Raw genomic sequence first — 15,697 nt, forward strand, 5'->3', positions numbered from 1 at the left:
CGCCTGACGCCATCGGTCTAGGTAAGTTATTAACCCCGGCCCTCGGTTCCACGGTCTGAAGTGTACGCTACAAATAAACCAAGCGCTTGCTTTTTTAATTTCGAGCTTCTAGACTGCCTCAGACCGCAGCCGGGGCGTGCTACTCGCGCCAGAGCCGGGCCACAAGGAGGAGACACGTGAACGAATATTTTCGCGCTGAACGCAGTGGGCATGTGCTTACGATGACGTTCGGATCGCCTGAAGCACGCAACGTGATGAACGAGGCGTGGTTTTGCAAATTTGAGCAGCGCCTCTTTGAGGCGCAGCAGGACGAGCAGACTCGCGTGGTTCTGCTGCGCGCGCAGGGCGAAGCATTTTGTGCCGGCGGCGACCTGCGCGGCTTTCAGGCGGGGCCGTTGCCGGAGGGCTATGTCCGCTCGGCCTTCGCTCGGCTGCTGATGCGCCTGGACGACTTCGACAAGCCCATCGTTGCCGCTGTGCACGGCAGTGCGATCGGCGGCGGCACGACGCTTCTGTTGCATTGCGACTTCGTTTTCGCGGCCGCCGGGACGACGTTCCAATTGCCATTCACAAAACTTGGTCTGGTGCCCGAATTTGGCTCCAGCTACCTGCTGCCGCTGCATGCCGGCATGCGGCTGGCGAACGAGCTGGTCCTGCTCGCACAGCCTTTTGATGCCGAAAAGGCCTTGCGTGCCGGCATCGTGAATGAAGTGCTACCTCCGGATGCGTTGATAGCACGGGCCAATGCGACGGCGGCGGCACTAGCAGCGCTCCCGCCCGCCTCCCTGCGGGCCAGCAAGCGCCTGCTCAGGATGGGCCACCGCGCGGGCTTGGCCGCCGCCATGGCGGCCGAGGGTAAAGCGCTCGAAATCTGCTTTGCCTCCGAGGAGTTGCGGGAAGCCATCGCCGCCTTCTTCGCACGGCGCGAGCCCGACTTTTCGCGCTTTTCCTGATTGGAGAGAGTCGATGTCTGAATCCATTCTTGTCGAGCGCCGTGACAACGCGCTTTGGCTCACCCTGAACCGGCCGGATGCCCACAACGCGCTGAATCGCGCCATGACCGGGCAACTGGCCGAGGCGTTCCATGCCGCGGCCGGCGACGACGCCATTCGTGCGGTGGTGCTGACGGCTGCGGGTGATCGCACCTTCTGCGCGGGGGCTGACCTGAAGGGCAATGCCGGGAGCACGTTCGCCACGGGGCGCGTGGAGAATCCGCTGGTACAGGTGTACCGGGCCATGCGCGCCTGCCACAAGCCAATCATCGGGCGCATCAATGGCAGCGCCCTGGGCGGCGGACTGGGGCTGGTCTCGGCCTGCGACCTGGTGCTTGCCGCCGAGCATGCACGCTTCGGTACGCCTGAAGTCAAGGTAGGCGTGTTCCCGATGATGATCACCACTTACCTGATCCGCCAGTTGCCACGGCGCCGCTATTGGGAGATGGCCTTCCTTGGCGAGCCCCTGAGCGCGGAAGAGGCCGAGCGTTACCACCTGATCAATCGCGCCGTGCCCGCAGGGGAACTGGACCGCCATGTCGCGGGCGTCATGGCACGGCTCGAGGCCAACTCGCCCAATGCACTGCGACTGGGTAAGCAGGCGCTTGACCTGATGCAGGACATGTCAGTGGACCAGACCCTTGCCTACGCCGAATTAATGATCGAGCGGCTGGCCGGCACCGAAGAAGCGCGCGAAGGCATGGTCGCCTTCGCCGAAAAGCGCAAGCCGCGCTGGGCGAGCGTGCAGGAGGGGCACCATGAGTGATCGCAAGGTTGCTATCGGCTGCTCCTCCGGCTTTTGGGGGGATAGCGCACAAGCTGCAGCTCAACTGGTCCATAGCGGCAAGATCGACTATCTGGTGTCCGACTACCTTGCCGAGATCACGATGTCGCTGCTCGCCCGCGCCAGGGGGAAGAACCCTGCGTTGGGCTATCCCCCGGATTTCGTCGAGACCCTGGCCCCGCTGCTGCCCGCCATTGCGGCACGCGGCATTCGTTTGGTGTCGAATGCTGGCGGCGTCAATCCGCGCGCCTGCAGGCAGGCGCTTCTAGAGGCGGCAACAGCGGCCGGCGTGGGGCTGCGCATCGCCGTGGTCGAGGGCGACGACCTGATGCCGCGCATCGATGAGATCAAGACCCTCGCGCCGGTTGAAATGTTCACAGGGGCACCGTTCCCCGGGCACCTGCAGAGCTGCAACGCCTATCTGGGCGCACGCGCCATTGCCACCGCGCTGGATGCCGACGCCGATGTTGTCCTGACCGGCCGTTGCGTCGATTCGGCGGTGACGCTAGGCATCCTGATGCACGAATTCGGCTGGCGCGATACCGACTACGACCTGCTGGCCGCCGGCAGCCTGGCCGGCCATGTCATCGAATGCGGCCCGCAATGCACGGGTGGCCTCTTTACCGACTGGGCCGAGGTGCCGGGCTGGGAAGACATGGGATATCCCATCGTCGAGTGCTCGGCCGACGGCGCCTTTACGGTGACCAAGCCGGCTGGCACCGGCGGCCTGGTCACGCCCGCCACCGTGGCGGAGCAGATCGTCTACGAGATCGGCGATCCCGCCGCGTACATCCTGCCGGACGTGGTCTGCGATTTCACAGACGTAAAACTGGTGCAGGACGGTTCCGACCGCGTACACGTGAGCGGAGCCCGCGGCCGCACCCCGACGCCGACCTACAAGGTCAGCGCCACCTACGCCGACGGCTGGCGCGTGATCGCCACCATGATGGTGGCCGGGCGCGATGCGGCGGCCAAGGCGCGCCGCATGGGGCAGGCCATTATCGAGCGCACGCGCCGCCTGAACCTGGCGGCCGGGCGCGCGGATTATCGTGAGACCTCGGTCGAGGTGATCGGCGCCGAAGATACCTATGGGGAAACCGGCCGCTTTGCCGCCTCCGCCCGCGAAGTGGTGCTGAAGATCGGCCTGCGCCACGACGACAAGACCGCGCTGGAGGCCTTCGGCCGCGAGATGACACAGGCCGGCGTGGCCATGGCGCAGGGCACGACCGGGCTGTTCGGCGGACGGCCGTCACCATCGCCGGTGGTGCGGCTGTTCTCCTTCCTGCTCGACAAGCGGCGGGTGCCGGTGCAAGTTGAGCTGGACGGCACCGCGACTGCCGTGACGGTCGCGGCCGGCCAGCCGCTGGAACGGTGCGAACCGGCGGCAGGGCCCGATGAACCTGCCCCCGCAGATGCCGTCGAAGTGCCGCTGATCGCCCTGGCCTGGGGCCGCAGCGGAGACAAGGGCAACGACGCCAATATCGGCGTCATCGCACGCCGCCCGGAGTTCCTGCCGGTGCTGCGCCGCGAACTGACCACGGAACGGGTCGGTGCCTTCTTCGGGCACTACGTCACCGGTGCCGTGCGCCGCTGGGAGCTGCCCGGCTTCCACGCACTGAATTTCCTGCTGACCGGGGCGTTGGGTGGCGGCGGTATCGCCTCGCTGCGCTATGACCCGCAGGGCAAGAGCTACGCGCAGATGCTGATGGACCTGCCGGTCCGCGTGCCGGCCGCCTGGCTCACGGCGCAGGGGCCGCTCGCGCGGTACGCGGCGGGCGACAAATCAACGAGCGTCAAGAAAAACGGAGCCTGACAGCCATGCCTGCCATCAACACGGTGCTGATCGCCAACCGCGGCGAGATCGCGGCGCGCATCATCCGCACTTGCCGGCGCCTGGGCAAGCGCGCGGTAATCGTCTATCACGAGGCGGACCAGGACTCGCTCGCGGTGCGGCTGGCCGACGAGGCCTACCGCATCGACGGGCCGACGCCCGTGGCCGCGTACCTGTCGATCGACAATATCCTTGCAGCATGCCGCGCCACCGGCGCGGATGCGGCGCATCCCGGCTTTGGGTTCCTTTCCGAGAACGCGGACTTTGCCCGCGCGCTCGACGCCGCGGGCATACGCTTCATCGGCCCGGGCGCCGATGCCATCGAAGCCATGGGCGACAAGATCCGCTCCAAGCGCCTCGCCACGCAGGCCGGCGTCAACACCATTCCCGGCTATGACGGCGAAATCCGCAATGCCGACCATGCACTCGACGTGGCTACCGCGATTGGCTTTCCGGTCATCCTCAAGGCCAGCGCCGGTGGCGGCGGCAAGGGCATGCGCATGATCCACGACGCGGACCCTGCAGCCTGCCGTGCCGCCTTCGAGCGCACCACGAGCGAGGCGCAAGCCGCGTTCGGCGATGCGCGGGTGTTCCTCGAAAAATACATCGAGCGCCCGCGCCATATCGAAATCCAGGTACTGGGCGACCGCCACGGCAATATCGTTCACCTCGGCGAGCGCGAGTGCTCGATCCAGCGCCGCCACCAGAAGGTGATAGAGGAAGCGCCATCGCCGTTTGTCGACGAGCCGCTGCGGCAGGCAATGGGCGCCCAGGCGGTGGCGCTGGCCAAGGCCGTCGGCTATGCGTCGGCGGGTACCGTGGAGTTCGTGGTCGATACCTCGGGTGCGTTCTACTTCCTGGAAATGAACACCCGCATCCAGGTGGAGCATCCCGTCACCGAGATGATCACCGGCCTGGATATCGTTGCCGAGCAGATCCGCATTGCCGAAGACGATCCGCTGGGCTTCGGCCAGGACGAGGTCCGGTTGAAGGGACATGCCATTGAGTGCCGCCTGTGCGCCGAAGACGCCGAGCGAGATTTCATGCCGGCCACCGGCAAGCTGCGGGTATTCCGCCCGCCGGAGGCAGACGGATTCCGCCTGGATGCCGGCGTGCAGGAGGGCGACACCGTGACCTCGGCGTTCGACCCGATGCTGGCCAAACTGATCGTGGGCGGCGCCACGCGTGCCGAGGCGATCGAACGCATGCGCGCCGTGCTGGAGCAGACCATTGCGTTGGGTGTCACCACCAACGCCGCCTACCTCGAACGCGTACTGGCCCATCCTGAGTTCGTGGCCGGCAATACCTACACCAGCTTCCTTGAAGAGCACAAGCCGGCGCTGCAGGTGCCGGCGCCTACGCCAGAACAGGCTGCCGTGGTTCTTGCCGCGGCCTTGCTGACCAACCGCACGCTGACCGATTCACGTTTTGCGCCGCCTGCGGTGCATGGCGCCATGCATGCCTGGAGAAACTGATGAAGCTGACAGCGGAAGTTGGCGCCGGTGCGCGTCACCAGGTCGCGCTGGTGCGCGATGCACGTGGCGGCCGGGTCGAGGTCGACGGCGCAGTGTTTGACGTAATGATGGAGAACAAGCCGGACGGCGCGCTGGGGCTCACGCTGGGCGGCCGCACCCATGCCGTGTGGGTCGCCCAGCATGGCGAGACCGCCTATGTGCATGCTTTCGGGCGTGCCTGGACCGTCACGCTGCGCGATCCGGTCCGGGGCGGCGGGGCGGATGCCGAGGAGGGCGATCTCTGCGTGGCTCCAATGCCGGGCACCGTGATCGAGGTTGCGGTCGCCGTGGGCGATCGCGTGAGCGCGGGGCAAACCATGATCGTGATCGAGAGTATGAAGATGCAACTCAACCTGGAAGCGGCCCGCGATGGCGTGGTCGCGGAAATTCCCTGTGCAAAGGGTGACCTATTCGACCGGGACGCCTTGCTGGTGCGGCTCGAAGCAGGGAGGGAGTAAACATGCGCCGCATCGAATCCCGTATCAACACGCGCTCCGAGTCCTTCCAGACCAACCGTGCGCACAATCTGCGCGTGCGCGAGGAATTCCTGGCGATGATGGAGGACGTCCGCCACCACCGGGCAGAGCGCGACATCAAGCGCCTGCGTGACCAGGGCAAGCTGCTGGTGCGCGAGCGCCTGAACCTGCTGCTGGATCCCGGTACCCCGTTCCTAGAGCTGTCAGCGCTTGCGGCCAACCATGCCAAGTACGACGCGCACATCAAGGGCGCCGGCGTGGTCTCCGGCATTGGCGTGGTCAACGGCCGCGAAGTGATGGTGCTGGCCAATGACAGCACCATCAAGGGTGGTGCCGTCTATCCGCTCGGCGCAAAAAAATCCATCCGCGCGCTCAAGATCGCACTGGAGAACCGTCTGCCGATCGTGCACCTGGTCGACAGCGCGGGCGCTTACCTGCCCATGCAGATGGATATCTTCCATGAGGGCGGCCATATGTTCTACAGCCAGTGCCGCCTGTCGGCCGCCGGCGTGGAACAGGTCGCCGTGGCTATGGGCCATTGCACTGCTGGCGGCGCCTACGTGCCCACGCTGTCCGACTACTCGATCATGGTGCGCGGCTCCAGCGGCGTCTTCCTGGGTGGCCCGCCGCTGGTCAAGGCCGCCACCGGCGAAGACATCAGCGCGGCCGAACTGGGTGGCGCGGATGTGCACACGCGCATCTCGGGCACGGCCGACTACGCGGTGGACTCGGAAACCCAGGGCATCGCGCTGGCTCGCGAGATCGTCGGCACCCTGCGCCGCCGCCCAAAGCAGGCGGTGGACATGCGTGAGCCGGAAGCGCCGTACTACGACCCGGAAGAGCTTTACGGCATCATCCCGGACGACATCAAGAAGCAGTTCGACATGCGCGAGGTCATCGCGCGCCTGGTCGACGGCAGCCTGTTCCACGAATACAAGCCCGACTACGGCACCACGCTGGTGTGCGGCTACGCCTACCTGTGGGGCTACAAGATCGGCATCCTCGCCAATAACGGCGTGCTGTTCAGCGAGGCGGCGGAGAAGGCCACCAACTTCATGGAGCTGTGCGACCGTGACGGCGTGCCGCTGCTGTTCCTGCACAACATCACCGGATTCATGATCGGGCGCGACTACGAGCATCGCGGCATCACCAAGGACGGCGCCAAGATGATCATGGTCCAGAGCAATGTGCGCGTGCCCAAGTTCAGCGTCCTGTGCCACGCCTCCTTCGGCGCCGGCAACTACGGCATGGCCGGGCGCGGCTACGATCCGCGTTTCCTGTTCGCCTGGCCGCATTCGCAGTGCGCGACCATGGGCGCAGAGCAGGCCGCCAAGACGCTCTCGCAGATCAGGATCGCCGCGCTGGCGCGGGAAGGCAAGCGGCCCGATCCCACCGAGATCCAGGCCATCCATGACCAGATTCAGCAGGACTACACCCGCAGCAACAGCGTGTACTACCAGACCTCCGAGCTGCGCGACGACGGCGTGCTCGATATGGTCGATACGCGCAACGCGCTGGGGGTGGCGCTGTCAGCCTCGCTCAACGCGCCGTTCGGCGAGCGGCAGCAAGGCATCCTGCGCATCTGAAGCGAATTCACCAAGTGAGGAGACACCATGACGATTTCGACTGCGCAGTTCGAGCTCTCTCCCGAGCAGCGTGAAGTCTACGACCAGGCATTCCGCTTCGCCAAGGCCGAACTGGCGCCGCTGCTGCCGCGCATGGACGACGAAGACTGGTACCCCGAGCAGTTGATGCCGATGCTTGGCGCCGCCGGCTACCTTGGTATTACCGCACCGCCCGAATACGGCGGATCCGGCATGGACCTGTTCTCCGCCGGCATGGTGGCGGAGGCGTTTGGTTACTGGAACGCCAACGCCGGTTTCATCTGGGGGCCGCACGAGAACCTCTGCCTGAACAATATCCTGCGCAATGGCAACGACGAGCAGAGGCAGCGCTACCTGCCGCGGCTCTGTTCGGGCGAGTGGGTGGGGGCGCTGGCGCTGACCGAACCGGGGGCCGGCTCGGATGCGCTGGGCAGCATGCACACCACGGCGCGGAAGGACGGCGACGACTATGTGCTCAACGGCCGCAAGATGTTCATCTCGAACGGGCCGGTGGCCGACGTGATCCTGGTCTACGCCAAGACCGATCCGGCGCAAGGTGCCAAGGGCATCTCGGCGTTCCTCGTGGAAAGGGATTTCCCTGGCTTCAGCGTCGCGCAGAAACTCACCAAGATGGGCTGGCGGGGCGCCCCGACTGGCGAACTGGTGTTCGACGAGTGCCGGGTGCCCGCCCGCAACCTGATCGGCGGCGAGAACCGTGGCGTGGCGGTGGTGATGAGCGGGCTCGATATCGAACGTGCCTTCCTGGCTCTGCCGTGCATTGGCGAGGCGCAGCGCTGCCTCGACCTATCGCTTGACTATGCCAATACGCGGCAACAGTTCGGCAAGCCGATCGGTTCGTTCCAGATGGTGCAGGCGATGCTGGCCGACATGTACACGGAGCTGGAAGCGGCACGTTCGCTGGCCTATCGGGCGCTGATGGCGTGCAACGCGCTGGAGCAGGGCGGTGGCGGACGGGGCGATCTGCACAAGCTGTGCGCGGCCTCGATCCTGCGGGTCGGGGAGATGCTGCTGCACGTGACCGACAAGGCGGTGCAGATCCACGGCGGCACCGGCTTTATCTGGGAGACCGAGGTCAACCGCCACTACCGCAACGCCAAGCTCGCCACCATCGGCGGCGGCACCAGCGAGGTTCGCCGCATGATCATCGCCGAGGAATTGCTGCGCGCCGCCCACTGACCCGCACCCGTAACCAGCCGCTTTCGACAGGACATTGCCATGACCGTATCCTTTGACTTCGCCGGCCGCCACGTCTTCGTGTTCGGCGGCACCACCGGCATCAACCTCGGCATTGCCCATGCCTTCGCCCGCCACGGCGCCAACGTGACCGTGGCCAGCCGCAAGCAGGAAAACGTGGACGCTGCGGTCGCCGCGCTGGCGGCGCACGGCGCCGGGGTGCTGGGCGTGACCGCCGACGTGCGCGACTTCGACGCGGTAGGCCGCGCCTTCACCGCTGCGCACGACCGGTTCGGCAAGATCGACGTGCTGGTCTCCGGCGCCGCCGGCAACTTCCTGGCCGAGCTCAACCAGCTCTCGTCCAACGGCTTCAAGGTGGTGGTCGATATCGACCTGAACGGCACCTTCCACGTGATGCGCCAGGCCTTCCCCTACCTGGCCAGCCCCGGCGCCTCGGTCATCAATATCACCGCGCCGCAGGGTGCGATCCCGATTCGCTACCAGGCCCATGTCTGCGCGGCCAAGGCCGGGGTGGACCAACTCACGCGCGTGCTGGCGATGGAGTGGGGCGCCGCCGGCGTGCGGGTCAATGCCATCTCGCCGGGGCCCATCGCCGACACCGAAGGCATGCGCCGGCTCTCGCCGCAGGGCACGGAGGGCGGGGCGCAGGTGCGGGCAATGGTGCCGCTTGGGCGGCTGGGCACCAGCGAAGACATTGCCAACCTCGCCATGTTCCTTGGTTCGCCGGCGGCATCATTTATTTCGGGCGCGATCATCCCGTGCGATGGCGGCGGCGCCATCGACAGCGTCAAGCCGATGATCGAGGCCGCGGCCAGAGAGCAGGCGGCGCGCCCGGCCGGCTGATTCCGCCGGTAGAGCGGGAAATTACAACATTAAGAGGAGACAAACATGCAAGTACCAGAAGCATCGGCAGTAAGCCGTCGCATTCGCCGCGTAGCACTCGGCGACATCGTGCATCGCACGGCCGTCAAGTACGGAGACCGCACTGCCGTGGTCGATGGCGAGCAACGCCTGAGCTACCGCGAACTGGACGCACTCAGCTCGCAGTTTGCCCACTACCTGCTTGAGGCGCACGGCAGTGGGATCCAGGTCGCCACGCTGTGCGCCAATTCGATCGACATGCTGGCCGCGCTCAATGGCATCCACAAGTCAGCCAATGTCTGGGTGCCGGTCAATATCCAGCTTGATACAGCGCAGATCGGCTACATCCTGCGCCATGCGGAAGTCTCCTGCATCGTTGCAGACGAGGCCATTTGCCAGCAGCCCCAGATGGCGGCGTTGCTGCAGGATCTGGGACTGCCTGTCGTAGTCACCATGAGCAGTGCGTCGAGCACGGCCGGCTTGAAGTTGCCAGCGCTGGCAGCGCTGGCCCAGGGTCGCCCTGCCACGCTGCCGGAGGTGGACATCGACGGCGACCAGCCCGCGCTGATCATGTACACCAGCGGCACTACCGGCAACCCGAAGGGCGTGGTGCATTCGCATGCCTCGGTCCACAGCGCGGTGATCGGCAACCTCTCGACCTTCGGCTTTACCGAGCAGGACGTGGTGACGGGCATCCTGCCGCTGTTCCACTGCGGCCAGCATGTGGTGGCCGCCTCCACCTGCGCCGCCGGCGCCTGCGTGGTGATTAGCCGGGGCTTCCAGCCGGGCCTCGTCGTCGACAGCGTCGTCAAGGAGCGGATTTCCGTGCTGGTGGCGCTGCCGATGATGTACGCGGCCATACTGTCCGATCCCAGGGCCGGCACGGCGGACTTCTCGTCGCTGCGGCTTTGCATCTACGCCATGGCGCCGATGCCGCGTCCGCTGGTGGACCGGATCGCATCGATGCTGAACCCTAACATCATGCTGGTCACGGGACAGACCGAGATCTACCCGGTCACGATGAGCTTCCGGCCGGTAGAGCATCCAACGCGCGATGCGAACTACTGGGGCGTCTCCACGGTGGCTTCCGAGACCGCCATCATGGATGACGACGGCAGGCTCCTCGCGCCCGGCGACGTGGGCGAGATCGTGCACCGCGGACCGAACGTCATGCTTGGCTACTTCAAGGATCCCGCGGCGACCGAGGCGGCGCAGCGGTACGGCTGGCACCATACGGGCGACCTTGGCACGATCGACGAGGGCGGACAGTTACTGTTCCTCGATCGCAAGAAGGACATGATCAAGACCGGCGGCGAGAACGTCGCCAGCATCAAGGTCGAGTCCGTTATCCTGGCGCACCCGGCCGTGGCGGCGGTAGCGGTGGTCGGTCTGCCCCACCCTCACTGGAGCGAGGCCATCTGCGCTTTCGTGGTGCTCAAGCCCGGCGCGGCCTGCAGCGAGGCCGAGCTGACCGAGTACTGCCGCGCCAGCCTCGGCAAGTTCGAGGTGCCGAAGGCAGTGAAGTTTATCGATGCGCTGCCGTCTACCGCCACCGGAAAGATCCAGAAGCACATGCTGCGCAAGCAGTATGCCGACTGCTTTGCGGCAGCCGAACACTAGCCGGCCCGTATGGGGAAAATTCTTTCGAGGGGCATGATGATCGGCAGAAAAGATCTGAGCCATCCCGATAGCGCGGCGCTCGTGGAACTGGGAGCGCTGCGCACGGAAATCCGCCGCACCAGCCGAAAGGCAAATCTGCAGGCCGTGCGCGTGGGCTGCTGGGGTAGCGATGCCTACAAGGCAGCGCTGGTAGCAGTGTTCGACGGCTGGATCGTCGGCAGCAGCGGGCAACGGCAGCTAGTGTGCTTCGCGTCGGCGGCCGAGATGGGCCTGCTGCTCGAGCGGCACGTGGATCGTTGCCGCGCCACTGCCATGCAGTCCGGTCCCGAGGTCTTGCGCGTGCTGTACTGGACGGTCATGCGGCGCTGGAGCACGCGCCCGCGCGTGCGCGCCGGTGAGGGTCAGGCGCCGAAGCCGGTTGCCCGGGCGATTGGCGCAGCGGCGGCGCGGCCGGCGATATGCGCGGAGTGCGCGGACCTGCAGCGTGACCCGCGGCGCGCGTCCGGTCATCCCGGGCTGCATCCGGCCTCCACGGTCGCGCGCCAGCGCTACTCTCCGCATCTCGAGTTGATGCTGTGCGAACACCGTTGCCGTACCTGCGAAGCGCGATGGACGATGCGCAGCCACGCTGCCGATCCGTTTGTCGGCTGGACCCTGCGCCGCGGGGAGCAGGCATTCGAAGCTCCGGCACCGGGGTCCGCCTTCGGTGCCGTGACAGGCGAGGTGGTTCAGCGAGAAGCGATGCGGCAGGGGCAGGAGGGGCACCGCTGGGATCAAGGCTGGCAGGGCACGACCAGACACCAGTGCTGAAATCTGTCTGACGAAGGATTCCTGCCACCGCGCCGGGCTCCATACTTTTATGTATCTATCATTGCCAGGAGGACCGCATGACCACCACGCCGCCACCCGCCACCATTGGTGCCGCCCTGCGCCAGGCCAGCCAGGAATGGGGCCACCGCACAGCCTATCTGTGCGAGCAGCAGGAGCACAGCTTTGGTGAGACCGAGGCCACCTCCGCACGGCTAGCCTGCGGCCTGCTTGGTCTTGGGCTTAAGCGCGGCGATCGCATTGGCGTGATCGCCCTGAACCAGATCGAGTGGCTGCAGTTGTTCTTCGCCGCGACACGCATCGGGATCGCGGTGGTGGGCCTGAGCGTGCGCTATCGTGAGAACGAGATCGAGCACATGGTGAATGACAGCGCGGTCAAGGCAGTCTTCACGGTGCAAGAGTGCGAGGGCTTCGACTTCCTCGCCATGCTCGAGCGGCTGGCACCGCGCATGCCTGGCCTGCTGCACGTGGGGCTGATCGACGAACCGCCATCGCCCGAAGCAGGCCCATTGCGGCTTTCGGTACTGGCTGCCATCGCGACGGATAGCGCCGCGTTGGCTGGCGCCGAGGCACAGGTCGAGCCTGCAGATCTGGCTATGGTGATTTACACGTCCGGCACCACCGGACGGCCAAAGGGGGCCGGGCTGTCGCATCACAGCATGCTGGCGGCCGCATTGGCCCAGGCACGCCATGTGCGCATGACCCAGACCGACCATATCCAATTGGCCCTGCCCTTCAACCATGTGGGCGGCATCACCTGTGGGGTGTTGACCTTCTTGCTGAGCGGCGGCGCCTGCGAACTTGTGTCGGCTTTCAAGGCCGACCGGATGCTCGCCATGATGCGCCAGCATCCGCCCACGATTCTCTCGGGCGTGCCAACCATGGCCACGCTGCTGTTGATGCATCCAGATGCAGCCGAGGTGGACTTCTCTTCGATCCGGCTGGTGATCGTGGGCGGTGCCACGGCCGATGCCGTGTTGCTCGAGCAACTGCAGGCGCGCATGCCGCAGGCTTCGGTCATGAACCTATACGGCATGTCGGAAACGTCGGGGGCGATTGTCATGACCCCCTGGGATGCCGAGCGGGAGGATCTGATGCAATCAATCGGCCGTATCCTTGATACCGCGGAAATGCGCGTGGTCACGCGCGACGGCGAGAACGCAGTCGCGGGCGAGATTGGCGAGCTCTGGTTCCGCGGGGCGGGTGTCTGCGCGGGCTATGTGGGCGGGGCGGCCGGGGCCGATGGCTTTGATGCGCAAGGATGGCTGCACTCGGGCGACCTGGGCTATGTGGATGAGCGCGGCTTTATTTACCTGAAGGGCCGTAAGAAGGACATGTATATCCAAGGCGGCTTCAACGTCTATCCGGCCGAGATCGAGGGGGTGATTGCGCGGCACCCCGCCGTCATGATGGTTGCCGGCATTGGCGTGCCCGACCCGGTGATGGGTGAGATCGGGCGCTACTACGTCGTGCCAAAACCCGGTTGCCAGGTCACGCAGGAGGAAATCCGCGCCTATTGTGCGACCCGCCTGGCCGATTACAAGGTGCCGCGGCAGGTGGTACTGCGGGACACGCTACCGCTGACACCCGCTGGCAAGATCCACAAGGCGGTATTGCGCGCCGAGAGCGGAGCGAATTTCCCTTCGTTGCCTTCCTAGCCCGCGTGGGTGTCGGCATGGCACCCATAGCTGCATATGCAAGGGATAGTAGCTTGCTTAAGCGTTGACTCGGAAGGCCAGCCCGATCCCAGTTGTGGCTCGTATAGGCGAATGAGCCAGATCGGTGGAAACTACGCGTTCGAGATACAAGAAGCCGACGTTCGAACGACCGAGTAATCGCTCGGACTAATGACGCTTCATGGCGTGCGCCGTGACAAGGCGGCGCTTTTCCAGTGGGTGAAAGCCCCACCCGGCAACCGCTCCAGCCGGAAGCAACCGGAGCAATCGTGGAGGTAACGAAGCGGTTGAAGCCTTCGGTGAAGCGTGTCACGAAATACGGTGACAGCGCGAGTGTGCAGGCCGTAACGCGAGTGAACGCCGAGCAAGCCTCGGAAACGTCGATGCGCAGGCCGACCCGACTGCCATATCGGGGAAGGCTGATACGGCTGGGCGAATGAGCAGGCAGGACGCCCAGTCGCTGCGCCGGGGTAGTGGCGACAGCATGTACACAAGGAAAGCGCACGCAACACGGGAAGCCCCCTGGCGTGGTCAGGGATGACCAACCGGACGCCCGTGAGGGACAGGCCGGGCGCCTTGGGGTGACGGAGAGGCCCGTACTACTGCTGAAGCTGGTAATGCTGGTGGAGGGAAGGGGCCTCAGTTCAGGACGGACGCAATACGTAGCGAGGGCGTGGAGATTGGGCAACCTATCAGTGTTCAGAAGCTGCAGATGGCGTTACACGCGAAAGCGAAGGCAGAAGCCGGGTACCGCTTTTACGCTCTGTACGACAAGATCTATCGTGAGGATGTGCTGGCACACGCGTACGCCCAGTGCCGCTCCAACAGGGGCGCGCCGGGTGTCGATCGTCAGGACTTCGCGGAGGTCGAGGAGTACGGGGTGCAGAAGTGGCTCGGCGAACTGGCGCTAGCGCTCAGGGAGGAGAGTTACCAACCGGACCCTATTAGAAGAGTGTTTATCCCGAAGGCCAACGGCAAGCTGAGGCCACTGGGCATCTCGACCTTGCGGGATCGGGTGTGCATGACAGCAGCGATGCTGGTGCTCGAACCGATCTTCGAAGCGGATCTTCCACCAGAGCAGTACGCCTACCGCCCGGGGCGAAACGCCCAACAAGCGGTGATCGAGGTGGAGGAGCGGCTGCACCGAGGGCAAACGGACGTTGTCGACGCCGACCTCGCGGACTACTTCGGAAGTATTCCACACGCCGAACTGATGCTGTCGCTCGCGCGACGCATCGTTGATCGGCGCGTGCTGCATCTGATCAGGATGTGGCTGGAATGCCCCGTGGAAGAAACCGATACCCGAGGCCGGAAGAAACGTACGACGGAGGCCCGGGACAGCCGGCGCGGCATTCCGCAGGGTTCACCCATCTCACCACTGCTGGCAAATGTCTACATGCGCCGGTTTGTGTTGGCGTGGAAGAAGCTTGGGCTGGAGCGAAGTCTTGGCAGTCGAATCGTGACCTACGCGGACGATCTGGTGATCCTGTGCAAGCGAGGCAAGGCCGATGAGGCGGTGCTGAAACTGCGCGAGATCATGCGCAAACTGAAGCTGACGGTCAACGAGGAGAAGACACGAATCTGTCAGGTACCGGAAGGCGACTTCGATTTCTTGGGTTACACGTTTGGGCGGATGTACTCCCCGAAGACCGGCCAGGCCCGCATGGGCATGCGGCCGTCGAAGAAGAGTATTCGGCGCATGGTTGAGAAGGTTCATGCGCTGACCGCTTCGTCGATGACGTGGCTAGATACCACGGAGCTGGTGGGCAAGTTGAACCGCACGCTGCGCGGCTGGGCGAACTACTTCAAGGTAGGGACCGTCAGCCGTGCGTATCGGGCGCTTGACAGCTACACCTCTGCGCGGTTACGTCGGTGGTTACGTATCAAGCATAAGGTCAGACGTCGTCGGGGCGGGGCTTATCCACCCTCGCACCTCTACGGGCACTTCGGTCTCGTTCGGCTGTCCGGTCCCTGGTAGTAACTTGCCGTGTACGAAGGCGTGATGTCTTGTCCGAGAGCCGGATGCGGGAGATCTGCATGTCCGGTTCGATGAGCGGGGTGTGGAAACGTGAGGTGTTCTGTCCAGCGCGGACACGTCTGGTTCATGCTGCAGCTAGTCGACTGAGGTAGCTTGCAGCGACTTCGCCTGGCGTTCGGTACCCCAACTTCGAATGGCGCCGTTGGCGATTGTAAAAAATCTCAATGTACTCACGGACAGAGGCCATGGCTTCCATCCGGGTGGCATACCGATGGTGGTACACCAACTCTGCTTTCAGGCTGCCCCAGAAGCTCTCCA

At 65.1% G+C, this 15,697-nt stretch carries 13 protein-coding genes; 12 read left to right on the plus strand and 1 reads right to left on the minus strand.

Annotated elements, in window-relative coordinates; all coding sequences use genetic code 11:
- The first annotated feature begins 176 nt into the window (after nt 1-176).
- From E1J61_RS04740 to ltrA, 12 genes are all read left to right on the plus strand, one after another.
- Nucleotides 177-953: an enoyl-CoA hydratase/isomerase family protein gene (locus E1J61_RS04740; protein WP_133092949.1), complete on the plus strand. Its 777-nt coding sequence runs from the start codon at nt 177-179 to the stop codon at nt 951-953.
- A gap of 13 nt (nt 954-966) precedes the next feature.
- Nucleotides 967-1,758 carry an enoyl-CoA hydratase-related protein gene (locus E1J61_RS04745; protein ID WP_133092950.1) on the plus strand — a complete coding sequence of 264 codons (792 nt, stop codon included), beginning with the start codon at nt 967-969 and terminating at the stop codon, nt 1,756-1,758.
- Nucleotides 1,751-3,589, plus strand: a complete 1,839-nt coding sequence (locus tag E1J61_RS04750; RefSeq protein WP_133092951.1) for an acyclic terpene utilization AtuA family protein — start codon at nt 1,751-1,753, stop codon at nt 3,587-3,589. The genes E1J61_RS04745 and E1J61_RS04750 overlap by 8 nt, the downstream gene beginning before the upstream one ends.
- Nucleotides 3,590-3,594: 5 nt before the next feature.
- On the plus strand, nt 3,595-5,082 hold the full coding sequence (locus E1J61_RS04755; RefSeq protein ID WP_133092952.1) for an acetyl/propionyl/methylcrotonyl-CoA carboxylase subunit alpha: 1,488 nt from the start codon (nt 3,595-3,597) through the stop codon (nt 5,080-5,082).
- Nucleotides 5,082-5,579 (plus strand): acetyl-CoA carboxylase biotin carboxyl carrier protein subunit, encoded by a 498-nt coding sequence (locus E1J61_RS04760; RefSeq protein WP_133092953.1) that lies wholly within the window; start codon nt 5,082-5,084, stop codon nt 5,577-5,579. The genes E1J61_RS04755 and E1J61_RS04760 overlap by 1 nt, the downstream gene beginning before the upstream one ends.
- Before the next feature lie 2 nt (nt 5,580-5,581).
- Nucleotides 5,582-7,183: an acyl-CoA carboxylase subunit beta gene (locus E1J61_RS04765; protein WP_133092954.1), complete on the plus strand. Its 1,602-nt coding sequence runs from the start codon at nt 5,582-5,584 to the stop codon at nt 7,181-7,183.
- A 27-nt stretch (nt 7,184-7,210) separates the two neighbouring features.
- Nucleotides 7,211-8,398, plus strand: a complete 1,188-nt coding sequence (locus tag E1J61_RS04770; protein ID WP_133092955.1) for an acyl-CoA dehydrogenase family protein — start codon at nt 7,211-7,213, stop codon at nt 8,396-8,398.
- 39 nt (nt 8,399-8,437) lie between these two features.
- Nucleotides 8,438-9,259 carry an SDR family oxidoreductase gene (locus E1J61_RS04775; protein ID WP_133092956.1) on the plus strand — a complete coding sequence of 274 codons (822 nt, stop codon included), beginning with the start codon at nt 8,438-8,440 and terminating at the stop codon, nt 9,257-9,259.
- A gap of 45 nt (nt 9,260-9,304) precedes the next feature.
- Nucleotides 9,305-10,897: a class I adenylate-forming enzyme family protein gene (locus tag E1J61_RS04780; RefSeq protein ID WP_133092957.1), complete on the plus strand. Its 1,593-nt coding sequence runs from the start codon at nt 9,305-9,307 to the stop codon at nt 10,895-10,897.
- A gap of 33 nt (nt 10,898-10,930) precedes the next feature.
- A complete protein-coding gene (locus E1J61_RS04785; RefSeq protein ID WP_243736777.1) occupies nt 10,931-11,707 on the plus strand; it encodes a hypothetical protein in 777 nt (258 codons plus the stop codon).
- A 77-nt stretch (nt 11,708-11,784) separates the two neighbouring features.
- Nucleotides 11,785-13,383, plus strand: a complete 1,599-nt coding sequence (locus E1J61_RS04790; protein ID WP_243736778.1) for a class I adenylate-forming enzyme family protein — start codon at nt 11,785-11,787, stop codon at nt 13,381-13,383.
- A gap of 730 nt (nt 13,384-14,113) precedes the next feature.
- Complete coding sequence (ltrA, locus tag E1J61_RS04800; protein WP_133093009.1) at nt 14,114-15,379, plus strand: group II intron reverse transcriptase/maturase; 1,266 nt, start codon at nt 14,114-14,116, stop codon at nt 15,377-15,379.
- Nucleotides 15,380-15,503: 124 nt separating this feature from the next.
- Here ltrA and E1J61_RS04805 read toward each other — a convergent pair.
- Nucleotides 15,504-15,697, minus strand: a 194-nt coding sequence (locus E1J61_RS04805; protein ID WP_165971423.1) for an IS3 family transposase, incomplete at its 5' end; no start/stop codon positions are given.

This window comes from Cupriavidus sp. L7L (assembly GCF_004353535.1).
Classification (GTDB): Bacteria; Pseudomonadota; Gammaproteobacteria; order Burkholderiales; family Burkholderiaceae; genus Cupriavidus; species Cupriavidus oxalaticus_A.

What these genes read in the sequence shown, in the direction of transcription:
- E1J61_RS04785 (WP_243736777.1), top strand. Translation starts at nt 10,931, where the DNA reads ATGATGATCGGCAGAAAAGATCTGAGCCATCCCGATAGCGCGGCGCTC.
- E1J61_RS04790 (WP_243736778.1), top strand. Translation starts at nt 11,785, where the DNA reads ATGACCACCACGCCGCCACCCGCCACCATTGGTGCCGCCCTGCGCCAG.
- ltrA (WP_133093009.1), top strand. Translation starts at nt 14,114, where the DNA reads ATGGCGTTACACGCGAAAGCGAAGGCAGAAGCCGGGTACCGCTTTTAC.
- E1J61_RS04745 (WP_133092950.1), top strand. Translation starts at nt 967, where the DNA reads ATGTCTGAATCCATTCTTGTCGAGCGCCGTGACAACGCGCTTTGGCTC.
- E1J61_RS04750 (WP_133092951.1), top strand. Translation starts at nt 1,751, where the DNA reads ATGAGTGATCGCAAGGTTGCTATCGGCTGCTCCTCCGGCTTTTGGGGG.
- E1J61_RS04760 (WP_133092953.1), top strand. Translation starts at nt 5,082, where the DNA reads ATGAAGCTGACAGCGGAAGTTGGCGCCGGTGCGCGTCACCAGGTCGCG.
- E1J61_RS04775 (WP_133092956.1), top strand. Translation starts at nt 8,438, where the DNA reads ATGACCGTATCCTTTGACTTCGCCGGCCGCCACGTCTTCGTGTTCGGC.
- E1J61_RS04755 (WP_133092952.1), top strand. Translation starts at nt 3,595, where the DNA reads ATGCCTGCCATCAACACGGTGCTGATCGCCAACCGCGGCGAGATCGCG.
- E1J61_RS04765 (WP_133092954.1), top strand. Translation starts at nt 5,582, where the DNA reads ATGCGCCGCATCGAATCCCGTATCAACACGCGCTCCGAGTCCTTCCAG.
- E1J61_RS04770 (WP_133092955.1), top strand. Translation starts at nt 7,211, where the DNA reads ATGACGATTTCGACTGCGCAGTTCGAGCTCTCTCCCGAGCAGCGTGAA.
- E1J61_RS04780 (WP_133092957.1), top strand. Translation starts at nt 9,305, where the DNA reads ATGCAAGTACCAGAAGCATCGGCAGTAAGCCGTCGCATTCGCCGCGTA.